The sequence below is a fragment of the Agromyces rhizosphaerae genome (assembly GCF_027925245.1).
Lineage (GTDB): Bacteria > Actinomycetota > Actinomycetes > Actinomycetales > Microbacteriaceae > Agromyces > Agromyces rhizosphaerae.
In genome coordinates, this window is record NZ_BSDP01000001.1 from 889,881 (window position 1) to 906,586 (window position 16,706).

15 protein-coding genes are annotated in these 16,706 nt (G+C 73.4%); 11 read left to right on the forward strand and 4 right to left on the reverse strand.

The window, feature by feature from the left end; genetic code table 11:
• The first annotated feature begins 140 nt into the window (after nucleotides 1–140).
• Complete coding sequence (locus QMG39_RS04240; RefSeq protein WP_281882619.1) at nucleotides 141–1,169, forward strand: LacI family DNA-binding transcriptional regulator; 1,029 nt, start codon at nucleotides 141–143, stop codon at nucleotides 1,167–1,169.
• Here QMG39_RS04240 and QMG39_RS04245 read toward each other — a convergent pair.
• Nucleotides 1,147–3,366, reverse strand: a complete 2,220-nt coding sequence (locus QMG39_RS04245; protein ID WP_281882620.1) for an alpha-L-rhamnosidase-related protein — start codon at nucleotides 3,364–3,366, stop codon at nucleotides 1,147–1,149. The two genes, QMG39_RS04240 and QMG39_RS04245, sit on opposite strands and share 23 nt — an antisense overlap.
• A gap of 233 nt (nucleotides 3,367–3,599) precedes the next feature.
• On the opposite strand from QMG39_RS04245, the gene QMG39_RS04250 reads away from it, so the two are divergent.
• Nucleotides 3,600–5,807 carry a beta-glucosidase gene (locus QMG39_RS04250; RefSeq protein WP_281882621.1) on the forward strand — a complete coding sequence of 736 codons (2,208 nt, stop codon included), beginning with the start codon at nucleotides 3,600–3,602 and terminating at the stop codon, nucleotides 5,805–5,807.
• 143 nt (nucleotides 5,808–5,950) lie between these two features.
• Here the strand turns inward: QMG39_RS04250 and QMG39_RS04255 are convergent, their stop codons facing one another.
• From QMG39_RS04255 to QMG39_RS04265, 3 genes are read right to left on the reverse strand one after another with little or no spacing between them, the layout of a single operon-like run.
• Complete coding sequence (locus QMG39_RS04255; RefSeq protein WP_281882622.1) at nucleotides 5,951–6,745, reverse strand: ferritin-like domain-containing protein; 795 nt, start codon at nucleotides 6,743–6,745, stop codon at nucleotides 5,951–5,953.
• Nucleotides 6,746–6,797: 52 nt separating this feature from the next.
• The gene (locus QMG39_RS04260) at nucleotides 6,798–7,715 is read right to left on the reverse strand and encodes a hypothetical protein (RefSeq protein ID WP_281882623.1); all 918 of its coding nucleotides are present in this window, start codon (nucleotides 7,713–7,715) and stop codon (nucleotides 6,798–6,800) included.
• Nucleotides 7,716–7,746: 31 nt separating this feature from the next.
• Nucleotides 7,747–8,544: an alpha/beta fold hydrolase gene (locus QMG39_RS04265; RefSeq protein ID WP_281882625.1), complete on the reverse strand. Its 798-nt coding sequence runs from the start codon at nucleotides 8,542–8,544 to the stop codon at nucleotides 7,747–7,749.
• Between the two features lie 106 nt (nucleotides 8,545–8,650).
• On the opposite strand from QMG39_RS04265, the gene QMG39_RS04270 reads away from it, so the two are divergent.
• From QMG39_RS04270 to QMG39_RS04310, 9 genes are all read left to right on the forward strand, one after another.
• A complete protein-coding gene (locus QMG39_RS04270) occupies nucleotides 8,651–9,208 on the forward strand; it encodes a hypothetical protein (protein ID WP_281882626.1) in 558 nt (185 codons plus the stop codon).
• Between the two features lie 92 nt (nucleotides 9,209–9,300).
• Nucleotides 9,301–10,662: a carboxylesterase family protein gene (locus tag QMG39_RS04275; RefSeq protein WP_281882627.1), complete on the forward strand. Its 1,362-nt coding sequence runs from the start codon at nucleotides 9,301–9,303 to the stop codon at nucleotides 10,660–10,662.
• Nucleotides 10,663–10,774: 112 nt separating this feature from the next.
• A complete protein-coding gene (locus tag QMG39_RS04280) occupies nucleotides 10,775–11,233 on the forward strand; it encodes a DUF3806 domain-containing protein (RefSeq protein ID WP_281882628.1) in 459 nt (152 codons plus the stop codon).
• Nucleotides 11,234–11,349: 116 nt separating this feature from the next.
• Entirely contained in the window at nucleotides 11,350–11,886 is a 537-nt protein-coding gene (locus tag QMG39_RS04285) for a DoxX family protein (RefSeq protein ID WP_281882629.1), read from the forward strand.
• Nucleotides 11,883–12,290: an Rv1678 family membrane protein gene (locus QMG39_RS04290; RefSeq protein ID WP_281882630.1), complete on the forward strand. Its 408-nt coding sequence runs from the start codon at nucleotides 11,883–11,885 to the stop codon at nucleotides 12,288–12,290. The genes QMG39_RS04285 and QMG39_RS04290 overlap by 4 nt, the downstream gene beginning before the upstream one ends.
• 43 nt (nucleotides 12,291–12,333) lie before the next feature.
• Nucleotides 12,334–13,503, forward strand: coding sequence for an Rv1679 family acyl-CoA dehydrogenase (fadE16, locus tag QMG39_RS04295; protein ID WP_281882631.1), 1,170 nt, complete (start codon nucleotides 12,334–12,336; stop codon nucleotides 13,501–13,503).
• Nucleotides 13,500–14,336: an Rv1680 family SBP-like protein gene (locus tag QMG39_RS04300; RefSeq protein ID WP_281882632.1), complete on the forward strand. Its 837-nt coding sequence runs from the start codon at nucleotides 13,500–13,502 to the stop codon at nucleotides 14,334–14,336. Before fadE16 ends, QMG39_RS04300 begins: the two co-directional genes overlap by 4 nt.
• Nucleotides 14,330–15,349 carry an Rv1681 family radical SAM protein gene (locus tag QMG39_RS04305; RefSeq protein ID WP_281882633.1) on the forward strand — a complete coding sequence of 340 codons (1,020 nt, stop codon included), beginning with the start codon at nucleotides 14,330–14,332 and terminating at the stop codon, nucleotides 15,347–15,349. The genes QMG39_RS04300 and QMG39_RS04305 overlap by 7 nt, the downstream gene beginning before the upstream one ends.
• Nucleotides 15,350–15,465: 116 nt before the next feature.
• Nucleotides 15,466–16,659: a cobalamin-independent methionine synthase II family protein gene (locus tag QMG39_RS04310; RefSeq protein WP_281882634.1), complete on the forward strand. Its 1,194-nt coding sequence runs from the start codon at nucleotides 15,466–15,468 to the stop codon at nucleotides 16,657–16,659.
• The last annotated feature ends 47 nt before the right edge of the window (nucleotides 16,660–16,706 follow it).

Sequence of the window (16,706 nt, forward strand, 5' to 3'; positions counted from 1 at the left end):
CGCGATACCGCGCCCGCGCCTCGGTGCCGCCCGCGCTTCGGTGCCGCCCCGCATCCGGCGACCGCCCGCGCGGGGCTAGAGTGTGGACACCCGCATTCCGTCGCGCCCAGAACCGGCGCGGCGGCCGACCTGGAGGCCCCGTGACGGACCAGCTGCCTCGGCGACCGGCGCGCATCTCCGACGTCGCGCGCCTCGCCGGCGTCTCCCTCGGCACCGTCTCGCACGCCCTGAACCACCCGAGCCGCGTGCGGCCGGCCACGCTCGAACGGGTCAACGACGCGATCCGCGAGCTCGGCTTCGTGCGCAACGCCAACGCGAGCACACTCGCGACCGGGCGCAGCACCAACATCGGCATGGTCGCGATCGCGTTCGGCAACTCGATGTTCGTCGATATCGCGCGCGGCGCGCAGCGGGTCGCGCGCAACGCGGGGTACAACCTCCTCCTCGCCGGCAGCGAGGACAGCTACGACACCCAGGGGCAGTTCGTGCAGTTCTTCGACGAGGCGCGCGTCGCAGGGCTCCTGCTCGCACCCATGGAGGACTCCTCCGAGCACGTGGACCGCATGGCCTCGCACGGCCGCCCGGTCGTGCTGATGAACTACGACGGCCCCGAGGACGCCTGCAGGGTCGTGGTCGACAACGAGCAGGTCGGCTACCTCGCCGCGCGCCACCTGATCGAGCGCGGATGCCGCCGGATCACGGTCTTCGGCGGCGGCGACCAGTTCCAGCCGGTGCAGCTGCGGAGGCGCGGCATCGCTCGTGCGATCGAGGAGGCGGGTGGCGCCGTCGAGGTCGACGCGGTCACCACCGACGGCCTCACCCCCGCCGCCGGCGAGGCGGCGGTCGCGCCCATCGCCGCGGCCGCGCCGGACGGGCGGCCCGACGGCCTGCTCTGCCTGACCGATGCGATCGCCGTCGGCGCGATCCGTGGGCTGCAGGCCGCGGGAGTCGACGTCCCCGGCGACATGCTCGTCATGGGCTGCGACCACAACACCCAGTCGTGGGACGGCGACGTCACGCTCACCACGGTCGCCATGCGCGGGCTCGAGATCGGCGAGACGGCCATGGGGCTGCTGCTCGAGGAGCTCACGACGCCGGCGTCGGAGCACGCCCACCGCAGGGTCGTCGTCGAGCCGCGCCTCGAGGTCAGGTCGTCGACGACGCGCTGACCGGCGGCGTCGGCCCGCCGGCGGCATCCCACGCGACCTCACCGGGCCCGGCGAACTCCCGGCCGGCCGCGCGCACCGTCACCCCCGCGGGCACCTCGACCCGGAGGCGGACACGGTCGGCGTGCACGAACAGGTCGCCGGCCGGCGTCGGCACGATCGCCGCGGCCCACGCCAGTTCGCCGAGCTCGGGCTCGACCAGCACGGTGCGCCAGCCGTCGTCGAGCGGCCGGATGCCGAGCACCGCCTCGGGCAGCAGCGCGGCGGGCCCGGACGCCCAGGCGTGCGCGAGGCTCCGACCGAACGGCCGCCCGTACATCGCCGCGTGCGACCCGTCGTCGTCGACGCCGAACTCCTCCCAGAACGTCGCCGCCCCGGCGTCGAGCATGCCGCCCCAGCGGGCGCGGATCCGCGCGACCGATACGGCGCGTCCGCCGAGCCGGGCGAGCGCGAGCAACGCGAACGCCTGCATGAACGGCGTCCCGGTCGCGGTCGCCGTGATCGCGTCGGCGCGTCCGTCGGCGCCGGCCGCCGCGGCACCGGCCCCCGCGGCATCCGCCTCGAGCCCCGCGAGCACCGCGAGGAAGTTCGGGTACCCGGCCAGCGCCGCATCGTCGCCGGAGGGGACCGCCCCGGCATCGTCCAGGTAGGTGCGCCAGGCACCCCGGTCGGCGTCCCAGGCCCGATCGACGAGGGTCGAGCGGATGCCCCGGGCTCGCGCGGCCCACCCCTCCGCCTCGGGCGCGCCGGCCAGTTCGAGCACCTCGGCCCCGTCGCGCACCGCCCAGTACCAGAGCACCTGCAGCGCGGTGGGGTCGCGCCCGTCCTCGAAGGCCACGCCCCAGTCGATGAAGACCGCGCGCTCGCCGGCCGGCCCGAACGCGTCCTCCCCCGCCTCCGGGCGCAGCACGCCCTCGGCGTCGGCGAACGCGTCCATCGTCTCGAGGAACCGCCGCACGTGCGCGGCCTCGCGCCTCGCGAACGCCCGGTCGCCGAACTGTCGCACGTACGAGCGCACCGCGATCAGCCACCAGAGCGAGTAGTCGGCGATGCCGTTGACGAACCCGTGCCGCGGGCGGCCGAGCGCGACGAGGCTGTCGCGGGCGATCCCGGCGTCGCCGAACGCGAAGGCGTTGGCGAGGATGCCCAGCGCGTGGTCGCCGATCCACGGCATGCGGTCGCGCTTGATGCCGTCGATCATGAGCGACTGCATGCAGGTCGCGAGCGTGCGCGCGCTCGTGGCCCAGATGCGGGTGAGCGCGTCGTCGCTGCACGCGTAGGCGCCGCTGCGGGGCATTCGTCGCCGTCTGCCCTCGACCCGGATGCCGCGGAGTTCGCCGGGCTCACCGGCCGACGCCTCGCCGGGCTCGACGTGCAGGTATCGCATGGCGACCTCGTGCGAGGTGGTCCAGACGCCCGGCGCGGCCTCGACGACCTCGATGCGGGTCTCGGAGTCGTGCCCGCCTGAGCTCGTGGCGAGCGCCTCGGCCGCGGTCTCGCCGACGCCGAGGCGCGGGCGGGCGGGGCTCTCGACGTAGGGGCGGCCGAGAGCCGGCGCGACTTCCCAGTCGGCGGGGCCGAGACGCCGCACGGGCACCTCGACGAGCGGCTCGCCCGCATCGTGCGGGGCGGTGGCGGCGGTGCCGGGGCGGGGCTCGGCGGGCACGAGGCCGTCGGGCGTGCGGAGGAGCCACGCGGAGGCACCGCCGAGCTCGGCCAGGGCCGGCGGCACGCCCTCGGCCGCATGCACGGCGACCTCGATGCGGGCGGCCCCGACCGGGGGCGACACGTGGAACTCCCCCGCGCCGCCGCGGGCCTCGACGCGCACCCCGTCGACCTCGACGGTGGCGGAGCCGGAGGCGGTGAGCCGGAGCTCGGTCTCGTCGGCGTCCAGGTCGCGAACGAAGGTCGTCACCGGGTCCGTCGCGCCGAAGTTCATCGCGTAGTGCACGAACCGGTTGGCCGCGAACCCCTCGCGCACGAGCCGGTGGAGCACGCCGAGCTCGTACTGGTCGGGCGCGTACCACCAGGTCGTGGCGCCGTCGGCGGCGCGCTCCCAGGAGGCATCCGCCACCGCGTCGCCGCCGTCACGGGCCGCATCGCCGGATCCGCCGAGAGGACCGCCGGAGGCATCCGTCGCCTGTTCCCCCGCCACCGCCGCGAGGTGGCGGCGCAGGCCATCCGGGGTGTCTCCGGGCATCTTCGCTCCGATCCGAACAAGGGGGTTGACCGTCCGTCCTCACGACCCTACTGTGTGAAGCGTTTCATTGAACCGCTTCATGCTCATCGGGTACGCGAGCACCGCTGCGGTGGGTGAGACGACGACCACGAACGGTCGGACCCCGTCGAGGGGCTCTCAATGAGGAGGGGAAGTACGCAATGACGCATACGCACACGACGGGCCGGCGGCCCGCCTCACGACGGCGGGGGGCGGTGACGGCACTCGCCGCATCCGCGCTCGCCGCACCCATGCTCTTCGCCGCCACCGCCGCACCGGCGGCCGCCGAGGAGGTCGACTGCTCGACCGTCCCGTGGATGGACACGTCGGCGAGCGCCGAGGAGCGGGCCCACGCCCTGCTCGACGCCAGCGAGCAGCACCAGATCTACCGCTGGCTGGTGGAGCAGCCTGCCAACGACCCGACCCGCACCGAGTGGCGGCCAGGGTTCAACGGCGAGGACGACATCGTCTACCCCGAGCAGGTGCCCTGCACCCCGCTCGTCATCTACGCGAACGGCCCCGAGGGCCTTCACCGCACCTCGGGCACCACCGCGTGGCCGGCACCGCTCGCCGTCGCCGCGACCTGGAACCTCGAGCTCGGCGAGGCGAAGGCGGTCGCCACGGCGGCGGAGTCCTTCGACAAGCAGCACGCCGTCATCCTGGGGCCCGGGATCGCGTCGGGACGCAACCCGCTCTCGGGCCGGACCCCGGAGTACTTCGGCGAGGACCCGATTCTGTCGGGCCTCATGGGCGCCGCCAACGTGCGTGGCCTCGAGGATGGGAATCCGGACAAGCCGGTGCTCGCGAACCTGAAGCACTACACGGCGAACGAGCAGGAGTTCGCGCGGCAGTCGAGCTCGTCGAACATGGACGAGCGCACGTTCAAGCAGATCTACGATCTCCCCTACGAGATCGCGGTCCGCAGGTCCGATCCCGGCAGCCTCATGTGCGCCTACAACCAGGTCAACGGCGTCTTCGCCTGCGAGAACGAGATGCTCACCACGAGCCTGCGCGAGGACTACCCGTTCGAGGGCTACGTCATGAGCGACTTCGGCGCGGTCCACTCGACGGCCGAGTCGCTCAACGCGGGCCTCGACCAGGAGCTCAACCGCCCGCGGTGGTTCAGCCCGGCGCGGCTCGACGCCGCACTCGCGAATGGTGAGATCACGCAGGAGCGGATCGAGGAGGCGGCATTCCGCGTCGTGCGGTCCTACATCGACGTCGGTCTCTTCGATCACCTGATCCCCGACGAGGAAGCCGGTGACGTCTCCACCGCGGAGCACAAGGCACTCGCCCGCGAGATCGCGGAGCAGAGCACCGTGCTGCTGAAGAACGACGGCGCGCTCCCGCTCGCCGAGGGCGACCTCACGGTCGCGGTGATCGGCCAGAACGCGTCGACCACGCCGACCGACGGCGTGAGCTCGGAGACGTCGTGCGCGGCGTTCATTCCGTTCGGAGGAGGCGGTCCGGTGCTCGATTGCACCGAGATGGTCGATCCGCTCACGGCGATCACCGAGCGCGTCGAGGCTGCGGGCGGGACCGTCGTCTACGACAACGGCGCCGACCCGGCGCAGGCGGCCGACGTCGCCGCAGGGGCCGACGTCGCGATCGTCTTCGGCTACCTCCTCATGGGCGAGTTCGGCGACGCCGAGGACCTCAACCTCGACGGCAACGGTGACGAGCTGATCGCGGCGGTCGCCGCCTCGGCGCCGTCCACGGTCGCCGTGCTCGGCGCGGGTACCGCGGTCGAGATGCCGTGGCTCGACGACGTCGACGCGGTGTTCCAGGCCTGGTTCTCGGGCGAGCAGGGCGGTCCCGCGCTGGCGAGCCTCCTGTACGGAGACGTGAACCCGTCGGGCAAGCTGCCGATGACGTTCCCGGCTTCCTTCGAGGACACGCCGGTCGGACAGGACGCAGCTCGCTACCCCGGCATCGAGGACAGCGAGGGCGTGTACCAGGTCGAGTACAGCGAGGGCCTGAAGGTCGGCTACCGCTGGTACGAGTCGGAGGGCATCGACCCGCTGTTCGCGTTCGGACACGGGCTCAGCTACACCGAGTTCTCGTACGAGAACGTGAAGGTGACTCCGCAGTCGACCACGGGCGACAAGGAGATCCGCGTGCGGTTCAAGCTCACCAACACCGGTGACGTCGCGGGCACCGAGGTGGCGCAGGTCTACCTCGAGCTGCCGGACGCCACGGGCGAGCCCTCGAAGCGCCTCGTCGGCTGGGAGCGCGTCACGCTCGAGCCCGGCCAGCACCGCAACGTGCAGGTCACCCTGTCGGCGGAGGACCTCGCCGACATGCACCTGCTCGAGTACTGGGACACCGCAGCCGGTGACTGGTCGACCGCCCCCGGCACCTACGTGGTGACCGTCGGAGGCTCGGTCGAGGCCGACGCTGCGGCATCCTTCACCATCAAGTAGGTCCCTGAGGCGACGGGGGCGGGGCCGTTCGGCTCCGCCCCCGTTCGTCGTCTCCGGCCGGCCGATTCCGAGACCCGTCAAAAGGCTGCGCTTCTCGAGCCCAGAGCGCAGTTTCTCGACGGGTCTCGGAGCTGGCCGGCGGGCTACGCGGGCACGCCGAGGCGGTCGAGCGCGTCCTGCACGATCGTGAGGCCGCCGAGGCCGGGCATCGAGCTGATCGAGTCGTCGACCTTGCGCGCGGCCCGCCGCCCCTCGGGCCCCGCCATGAGCTGGCCCATGACGTGCCGCACCTCGTCCTCCCGCATGATGCTCGACCCGACCGGCGCCCAGAACCGCTGCAGCGCGAACCGCGTCACCTGCTGCGCGCGCCGGCTGGCGGCGAGCCGTTGCCTGGCCTGCGACGTGTAGAACGCCACGTGCCGCGCCTCCTGCTTCGCGATGCGCTTCAGCAGTTCGGCGAGCACCGGATGCCGCTCGAGCTCCGCCATGCGCTGGTACGCGGTGATCGCCGACCACTCGTTCGCCGCGCCCCACGACATGTGCACCGCCACGAAGTCGGCGCCGACGAGTGCGCCGGCGACGGACTGCTTGATCGGGTCGATCCGGTCCTTCCAGCCGAGCTTCACGCGCTTGGCCCGCAGCTCGTCGTAGTCGACCGTGACGCCGTGCCGCGCGAGCACCGCGGCGAGCGCCTCGCCGTGCCAGAACTCCTCGCGGTTCCACATCGTCATGAACGCGCTCACGTCAGCCTCGCGGTGCGACGGCGTCGTCAGCAGGTCCCGCGTGTAGCAGACCGTGTGGTACTCGACGTCGGTCATGTACCGCAGCGTGCGCAGCGACTCGGGCGGCAGCGGATCCCGCTCGAAGGCATCGAGGTCGAGGTCGTCCCACTCGACCCGCACCGACGTCGCGGTGTAGCGATCGATGTCGAAGGCCACCGGATGCCTCCCCTCGGCGCCCGCCCCGGCGCTGCCGCGCCCTGTCCTCACCCTAGGTCGCGTGCGTCGCGTCCGCACCGGTCGTCGCCGCACCCAGCCGTGTCGCGACGACCCGGGCCGTGGCCTCAAGCCCCGGCACCGCCCCGACCTGGGCGACCACGGCCGCGGCCGCCTCCCGGCCGCCGTCCCCGCCGAACGCGAGCCCGAGCAGCGCGTCGCGCTCGGTCTCAGGCACGCCCCCCGCCCCCAGCGGCAACGGCCACCGCCGCAGCTCCCGCGCCGCGAGCCGCGCCGCCCGCCGGTCGCCGCTCCCGCCGCGTCCGGCTCCGTCGTCGTCGACGCCTGCGAGCCGCCGCGCGACCTCCTCGCGCAGGAACGCGTCGTGCCGGGCGGTGATCCGCCCGATGCGCTCGACCGCCTCGGCGAGCGCCGCGGCACCCCCGGGCCCTGCGCCACCCTCGCCGGCCGCGTCCATGCGCGCCGCCTCCACCACCCGCGCCGCGATCGCGCCGAGCACGAGGTCGTCGACGAGCAGCGCCGCGAGGTGCGCGCCCACGATCGCCCGCCCCTGCACGAACCCCGCGAGGGCGCGCCGCACCGGGCCGGGCCCGCGCGACGCGGTCGCCCCGACCTCCGCGGGCTCCGCGGCACCGGGCAGCTCAGGGGCATCCGTCGCCCCCTCATTCAGCGACGGCACGTGTGCCGCCGCGATCGCCGCATAGGCATCCGCGACCCAGTACCGCTCGTACGCCCAGGTCACGAGGAACGCGGTGACCCGGGCGTCCTTGTGCGTCGCCGTGACCAGCATGTTCCGCAGCACGTCCATGGTCGCGCCCTCGAGCCGGCCGAGCACGCCGACGCCCTCAGCGACGGCGGGCGCGAGCGGGCTCGTCGCGAAGGCCTCGAGGTCGAGCTCGCCCCGAAGGCTCCCCTGCGCCGACCGCGCGAACTCCCGCACGTCGAACCCCACGCCGGCCTCCCCTCGTCGCGTCCAGCGCGCGCTATCCCGCCGAGAGGAACTCCACGGCCGCGCGTCGGAAGTCGCGCGACCCGGGCGCGTTGAAGTGGTGGCGCCCGGGCAGCTCGACGAACGTGCCGGCGGGCGTGAGCTCGGCGAGCCGGCGCGAGCGCTCGAGGATCGCGTCCTCGCTGCCGGTCGCGAACAGGATCGGCTGCTGCGGCGGGTCGTCCGGGTCGGGGTCGGCCTGCCCGTGCCGCATCCCCTCAGCGAGCGCCACCAGTGCACGCAGGTCGTTGCCGGGCACGCGCTCGGCGAGCGTCACGTAGTTGTGGGTGACCTTGTCGTCCACCGGCGTGCCCGACTCGGCGTACGCCCGGGCCTGCTCGATCTGCAGCCGGGCGAGCGGCCGCCCGTCGGGGATGCCGCCGAGCACCGCGCGCTCGACCCGCTCCGGATGCGCGACCGCGAACTGCCAGCCGACGCGCGCACCGAGCGAGTAGCCCACGTACCGCACCGAGTCGAGCAGGTACGTGTCGAGCACCGTGTCGAGGTCCTCGACGAGCCGGTCCATGTCGTAGGCCCGGTACTCGTACGGCTTGTCGCTCGCCCCGTGCCCGCGCTGGTCGACGCCCAGCACGCGGAACCCCGCGCGGGTGAGGTCGCGCACCCAGCCCGTGCTGACCCAGTTGTCCCGGCAGCTCGAGGCGAATCCGTGCACGCAGAGCACGACCGGTCCGTCCTCCGGACCCCACAGGTAGGTGGCGAGCCGCCGGCCGTTGACGCTCATGACGAACTGCGGGTCGGGCATCTCGGTCATGCCGGGGAACGCTGCGCTCATGCCTGCCATCATGCCGCGTCCCGGCGGCACGGTCGGTGCACGCACTGTTGACGGGTCCATCACCGAGCCGCGAGGGTGGGGCACACCGAGAACTTGGGGGTTGCTCATGAATTCACGTCGTTCCGCGCTGCTCGCGCTCCTCGCCGCCGGCGCGCTCGCGCTCTCCGCGTGCGCGTCGTCGACCTCCGTCGACGGCGCATCCGACGAGGCGGCGAGCGAGTCGTCGAGCGAGGACACCGGCACCGAGGACAGCGGCGAGGACGCCGGCGGCGACTCCTCCGGCGGCGCGGGCTCGGCGACCGTCACCGTCGACGGCGAGACCTGGGAGTACGGCAGCTACCTCTGCGTCACCGGGTACGCGAACACCGGCAGCGACGTCTACTCGTTCAGCTCGACGGCGTTCACCACGGTCGACGGCGAGGGCGTGCAGCTGCTCGTCGACGTGCGCGACGACAGCGGTCAGGACCGCGTGTCGGGCGACGGGGTGGTCTACGAGATCACGGTCTTCGACACCGATTCGCCTGAAAACCCCTCGGTCGACGTCAGCGCCACGGGCACCGAGGGCGTGACGATCACCGAGACCACGGTGCAGGCGGACGGCACCTTCACCGACCTCGGCGGCGAGTCCCACAGCATCCAGGTCGACGCCACCTGCAACGGCTAGCGCCCGCCATCCGGAGTGAGCCGGGGGCATCCCACAGCCCCCGAATCCTCCGCGCGCCCAGCGCCTAGCATGGACGCCGTGGAGCACTCCGGATGATCGAACGCACCGATCCGACCGAGGTGCAGGGCGAGCGCGTCGACGTCGACACGCCGCTCGGCGCCTTCCCCGCGATGGCCGACGGCGACGTCGTGCGCATCCGCAACATCCGCTACGCGCGGGCCGCGCGGTTCGCGAAGCCCGACCCGGTCGCCCCCGACCCGGCGGAGTCGGCCGACCTGCAGCAGGTGCGCCTCGCCTTCCCGCAGGCCGAGGGCCCGCGCGCCTCGCTCGTCGGCTTCCCGATGCGCGGCTGCACGTTCGACGAGGACGCCCTGCGGCTCTCGATCACGCGTCCGAGGCAGGTGGCGGATGCCCCCCTGCCGGTGCTCGTCTGGCTGCACGGCGGCTCGTACGCGTGGGGCGCCGGCGACATCACCGGGCACGACGCGGGCCCGATGGTGCGCGAGCAGGGCGTGATCGTGGTCACCGTGACGAGTCGCATCGGGCTGCTCGGCTTCGTCGCCGACGAGTCGCGCCCGGCGAACCTCGGGCTGCTCGACGTGATCGCGGCGCTGCGCTGGGTGCGCCGCCACATCGCCGCGTTCGGCGGCGACCCCGACCGGGTCACGGTGTTCGGGCAGTCGTCGGGCGCCGACACCCTGGCGCACGTGCTCGCCGCCGACGGCACCGAGGGCCTCGTGACGCGCGCGATCCTCCAGAGCGCGCCGCTGGGCATCCGCGGCGGCCGGGAGCAGATGCACGAGCGGATGCTCCGTGCTGCGGGCCCCCTCGACGCGGACACCCCCGTGGCCGATCTGCTGGCCGCACAGGAGCGCGCGAAGGAGGCGGCCGCCGGTGACGGGCTCCGCTCGGCGATGGCCTTCGCCCCGCAGTACGGCCGCGCGCCGCTGCCCGCGGAGGACGAGCTCGAGGATCGCTGGCGCGAGCGCGCCGCCGGCCTCGACGTGCTCGTCACCTGGACCACCGAGGAGTCGGCATTCTTCTTCGAGGCCGACCCGAAGCTGACGGCGCTCGCCGAGCGCCCGGTCGTGGGACAGATGCTCCGCGACCTCGTGATCCGCTTCCTCAATCGCGCGGTGTACTCCCGCGACGGCCGCCGCCTCGCCCGGCTGCTCGGGCGGGCCGGGGCGCGCGCCCAGGTCGCGGAGCTCTCGCTGCGCCCCGACGACAGTCCGGTCGGCGCGGCGCACGCGATCGAGGTGCCGCTGCTGTTCCCCGGCGGCCCGTGGACCGACGCCCCGCTGCTGCGCCCGGAGGGCGGTCGCACCGCCGCCGAGGCCGGCGCACCCCTGCGCGCCGCGTGGGCCGAGTTCGCCCGCGAGGGACGCATCGACGCCGCGCAGATCGCGGCCGGGCCCGGGTGGTCGGGCGAGGTCCGGGTGGGCGAGGCGTAGTGACGCCGGGCCGCGCGGAACGCTCCGTCCTCCCGGGCGCGCTCAGGTACCCCGGAGGTACCCCCCGAATTGGAGCCACTTCCCCGCAATGCCCACGCGGCAGAATGGTCTGATGCCGCTCTTCGGAAACCGCTCTCGCAGCGCGCTGCCGCCCCTGGCGGAGCTCGTCGAGCAGGAGCGGGAGTGGATCGACGCGCACCTCGACCTGGTCGAGGGAACGGGCACGGATGTCGCCGACGCCGATCAGGTCCGCGGACTCTACGAGCACTGGGCCGGCCGCTGGAAGCGCATCAACCCCCCGGAGCGGAGCGACCCGCGCACGCGCATCAACGCCCTCGGCGTGGCGCTCGGCGAGCACCTCGTCCGTTGCACCTCGCTCGAGTGGCGCATCACGACCGACGAGTACCGCCCGGAGCTGGTCGTCATCAACCCGCGTTCGCGGACCATGCTCTCGCCGGTGCAGCTGGTCGAGCAGAACTGGCTCGCCGAGAAACCGGGCACCTTCATCACCGAGGTGGTCGAGGTCGAGCGCGCCCGCAACCCGGCGAAGGGCAGGCGCGGGCGCCCCTGACCCCCGTTCGCCCGCCTCTCTATGGCGCCCGACCGCGCCGTCAGCCGTTCGTAAGGAATCGGCATTGATCCCATCGCCCGCTCGGAGTTGACTGGGGTCGTCGAAGGGGGTCGATGATGACCGCGGTCGAGGCGGAGGTGCCGGCGAATCCGCTGGCGTCCCCCGTCTCGCGCATCCTCATCGCGGTCGTGCGCGTCGGCGTCGCCCTCATGTGGATCCAGAACGTGGCGTGGAAGCGCCCGCCCGACTTCGGTCGCGCGGCCGACAACGGGCTCTATTTCTGGGCGGGACAGGCGGTCGAGTACCCGGTGCTGCCCCCGTACTCCTGGTTCGTCGAGACGCTCTTCCTCCCGAACATCGAGTTCGTCGGCTGGATCATCCTGCTCGTCGAGGGCGGCCTCGGCGCGTTCCTGCTGATCGGCCTCGCCACGAGGCTCTGGGCCGTCGTCGGCATGGCCCAGACCGTGGCGATCGCGTTGTCGGTGCTGAACGCGCCGCACGAGTGGCACTGGGCGTACTACCTGATGTTCCTCGCGCACCTCGCGCTGTTCGCGGTCGCCGCCGGTCGCTGCTACGGCGTCGACGGCGTGCTGCGCCCGATCTGGCTGCGCTCGGACACCCGGTTCGCGCGCACGATGCGGAGCCTGTCATGACCGACGCCGAGTTCGCCCGCACCCAGCTGCCGCGACTGGACCGCGCGGCCGCGGTGCTCGGCGCCGGGAGCGTGCTGGTGGCGCTGTACGCCTTCGGGTCGGGCCTGCCGACCGAGGCGTACTTCGTGCACGTCGGGTTGTGGGGCGCGGTCGCGCTCGTGGTGTTCGGCGTGCTGGGCGTGCTCGGCGGCGAATTCCACCGGCCCGCACTGACCTGGGTCGCGGGCGGCGGGCTCGCGCTCGCCGCGCTCGTGCAGCTCGCCACGCTGCACCTGGCCCCGGGGCTGCTCGGCCACGACGCCTCCGCGATGGCCGCGCTCGGCGGATTCGGCGTCGGCCTGCTGGCCGTCGCGCTCGCGCGCCGCTCCCTCGCCGACCCCGAGCCCGCGGGCCCCCGCACCTGAACGACCCACCACCACCGGAACCGACGACCGAGAGGGCATACCGATGGACCTGCACGACCGGCTCGACCCCGTGCTCGCGACCGCGCGCGAGCACGCCACCGACGTCGACCAGCGCGGCCGATTCCCCGACGAGGCCGTGCAGGCACTGCGCGACTCCGGGCTGATGGGCCTCACCCTGCCCCCCGAGGTCGGCGGCCTCGGCGGCGGACCGCAGGAGCTCGTCGACGTGCTCGGCGAGATCGCCGGCGCGTGCGGCTCGACGGCGATGATCACCCTCATGCACTTCGCGGCGGTGGCGCCGTTGTCGCAGGCGCCACCGACCGGCATGCCCGACCTGCTCGCGGACCTCGCGTCCGGTCGCACGCTGGGCACGCTCGCATTCTCGGAGAAGGGATCGCGCTCGCACTTCTGGTCGCCGGTCTCGCAGCCCGAGGAGGTCGACGGGCGCCTGCACGTGGTCGCGAACAAGAGCTGGGTCACCTCGGCCGGGTACGCCGACGTCTACGTGAGCTCGGCGAAGACCCCCGACGGCACGGGCGTCGACCTGTACGCGCTCGCCGCGGGCACCCCCGGGGTGAGCATCGACCAGCCGTGGTCGGGCATGGGCTTCCGCGGCAACGCGTCGAGCCCGATGACCTACGACGTCGATCTCGACGACTCGATCCGGCTGGGCGACGTCGGCGCGGGCACCGACCTCATGCTGGGCGTCGTGCTGCCCTGGTTCAACCTCGGCAACGCCGCGGTGTCGCTCGGGCTGAGCCGCGCCGCGGTCGACGCGGCGATCCGGCACACCACGGGGGCGCGCCTGCAGCACCTCGACCAGACGCTCTCGGCACTGCCGACGATCCGGGCGCAGCTCGCGCGCATGTCGATCGAGCTCGCCGCGGCATCCGCCTACCTCGACCGGGCCGCGGGCAAGGTCGCCTCGCCCGAGGAGGACACCCCGCTCTTCGTGCTCGGCAGCAAGGCGGCCTCGAACGACGCCGCGCTGCGGATCACCGACACCGCGATGCGGGTGTGCGGCGGGGCGGCGTTCTCGCAGCACCTGTCGATCGACCGGTACTTCCGCGACGCACGCGCCGGGCACGTCATGGCGCCCACCGCCGACGCGCTCTACGAGTTCTACGGCCGAGCCATCACCGGGCGCCCGCTCTTCGACCCGCCCGCGGATGCGGAGCCGGCGAAGCCCGCCGACGGGGAGGCCGCGGCATGACGGCCGAAGCGGATGCCCCGGGGCCGGCGCCGCTCGTCATCGGCTCGGTCGCGTACACCCCGAACGTCGTGACGATCTGGGAGGGCCTGCGCGACTACTTCGCATCGACCACCACCCCGATCGACTTCGTGCTCTACTCCAACTACGGGCGTCTCGTCGACAGCCTCGTCGCGGGCCACGTCGACATCGCGTGGAACACCAACCTGGCATACGTGCGCACGGTCGCCCAGACCGGCGGTGCGTGCCGCGCGCTCGCGTCGCGCGACACGGACCTGGTCTTCCGCACCGTGTTCGTCTCGCGCGCGGGTGCGGGCCTCGACGGCATCGGCGCGGTGCGGGGCCGCCGGCTCGCGCTCGGTTCCCGCGACTCGGCGCAGGCCGCGATCCTCCCCGTGCACTTCCTGCGCGAGGCGGGCATCGACGACGGCGAGGTCGAGTACCTGCGCATCGACAGCGACGTGGGCAAGCACGGCGACACCGGGCGCAGCGAGCTCGACGCCCTGCGGGCGGTGCTCGACGACCGTGCGGATGCCGCGGCCATCGGCGTCAACACCTGGGAGTCGATCGCGCGCGGCGACATCATGGCCGGCGCGCTCGAGGCCTTCTGGACCTCGCCCGAGTACAGCCACTGCACGTTCACCGCGATGCCGGCACTCACCGACGATCGCGCCGAGGCGTGGGTCGCGAACCTGATGGCCATGGACTGGGAGGACCCGGCGCACCGCGAGATCCTCGAACTCGAGGGGCTGCGCGCCTGGGTGCCGCCGGACCTCGACGGCTACGCCGGCCTGTTCGCGGCGGTGGAGGAACAGGGGATCCCCGCCCGATGGTGAACCACGCGCTCATCCTCGACCTCGTCGAACGGCTGGCCGGCACGCCGGTCGGCCAGCCGGTCGAGCTCGACGTCGCGGCGGGCACGTCGGACGCCGACGAGGTCGCGGCGAACACCGACCTCGTCGCGGCCTGGTGTCGCGCGAGCGGGAACGAGCTGATGGAGGTCCGGCCCGCATCGGTGGTGGTGCGGCACGGCCGGCGACGCGACCCGCTGGCGTCGCTCGACCCCGAGCTCCTGCCCGGCACGCGCCTCTGGATGTACACGAACTTCGACTGCAACCTGCACTGCGACTACTGCTGCGTGGCGTCGTCGCCGCAGACGGAGCGGCGCGCGCTCGGCGCCGACCGCGTCGACCGGCTCGCTGCCGAGGCGGTGGACGCGGGCGTGCGCGAACTCATCCTGACCGGCGGCGAGCCATTCCTGCTGCCCGACATCGACGTGCTCGTCGCGTCCTGCAGCGAACGACTGCCGACGACGCTCCTGACCAACGGCATGCTCTTCCGCGGCGAGCGCCTCGAGCGCCTGCGCCGGATGGATCGCGACCGGCTCACGCTGCAGATCAGCCTCGATTCGGCGACCCCGGAACCGCACGACGCCCACCGCGGGCCGCGCGCGTGGGAGCGGGCCGTGGCGGGCATCCGGCTCGCCCTCGACGAGGGCTTCGACGTCAAGGTCGCGGCGACGCTGCCCGCCGAGCAGGCCCACGAGATCGACGGGTTCGTCGAGTTCCTCGGCGACCTCGGGATCCGGCCCGAGCATCGCGTGATCCGCGCGATCGCGCACCAGGGCGTCGCGGAGGAGGGCATCGAGTTCACGGCCGCGTCCCTCGTGCCCGAGGTCACGGTCACGGCCGACGGGGTGTGGTGGCACCCGGTGGCGGCGATCGACGACTCGCTCTTCGTGCGGCGCGAGATCTTCCCGCTGGCCGACGCGATCGCCGACGTGCGCGAGCGCTTCACGCGCTACCGCGAGGCCGCGGACCAGGCGGCCGAGTGGTTCCCGTGCTCGTGACCGCGGCGGCAGCGCCGGCCCGCGCCGCCGGTCGCACCGCGTCATGAACGCGGCCGTCCGGCCGCTCCCGCGCTAGCATCGCTGTCGGCCCCGAGCCGCACGAGAGGACTGCCCGCATGACCGAGATCCAGACCACCACCGCTGGCAGCCTGCCCCGCACGCAGGCCCTCATCGAGGCGAACGCGGCCCGCTCGTTCGCCGAGGACGGCTTCACGCTCGAGTCGACGCCCGAGTTCGAGCAGCTCGTCGGCGAGGCCGTCGCCGACGTCGTCTCGCGCCAGCGCGAGGCCGGCATCACCCTGGTCGGCGACGGCGAGTTCGGCAAGGCCATGTCGAACGCCGTCGACTACGGCGCGTGGTGGTCGTACTCGTTCCAGCGCGCCGCTGGCCTGTCGCTCACCGAGGTCAACGCCTTCAACGAGCCGGCAGTGCGCTCGGAGCCCGGCGAGATCCGCCTCACGTCGTTCCTCGACCGGCGCGACCGGCAGCTCTTCCCGAACGTGTACGCCGAGGCGGTGGAGGTCGGCGCGGTGGCGACGGCGTTCCCGACCACGACCGGCCCGATCTCCTACCGCGGGCAGGAGGCGGTGGCCTCCGACATCCGCCACCTGAAGTCGACCCTGGGCGAGGGCGAGCAGGGCTTCCTCACCGCGATCGCGCCCGGCTCGGCCGCGCGCGTGCGCAACGACTACTACCCCACCGACGAGGAGCACATCTTCGCGTGGGCCGACGCGCTGCGCGAGGAGTACCGCGCGATCGTCGACGCGGGCCTCATCGTGCAGCTCGACGACCCGTCGCTCGCGGAGAACTTCGACCAGATCAACCCCGAGCCCTCGATCGAGGACTACCTGGCGTTCACGAGGATCCGCGTCGACGCGATCAACCACGCGATCGAGGGCCTGCCGAAGGAGCAGGTGCGCCTGCACCTGTGCTGGGGCTCGTGGCACGGGCCGCACACCACCGACATCGAGCTGCGGGAGATCCTGCCCGTGGTGCTCGGGGCGAACGTCGGCTCCATCTCGTTCGAGGCGGCCAACGTGCGCCACGAGCACGAGTTCGCCGTGTGGGGCGAGGTCGACGTGCCCGACGACCTGGTGCTCGTGCCGGGCGTCGTGGGGCACGCGACCAATGTCGTCGAGCACCCCGACCTGGTGGCGCAGCGCATCGGCCGGTTCGCCGACATCGTCGGCCCCGACCGGGTGATCGCCTCGACCGACTGCGGCCTCGGCGGCCGCGTGCACGCCGACATCGCGTGGGCGAAGCTCGCGTCGCTCGGCGAGGGCGCCCGTCGCGCGTCCGCGCGCGTCTGAGCTCGCGACCGTTGCAGCTCGCCACGCACCGCGCGTAGGTTGAGGAG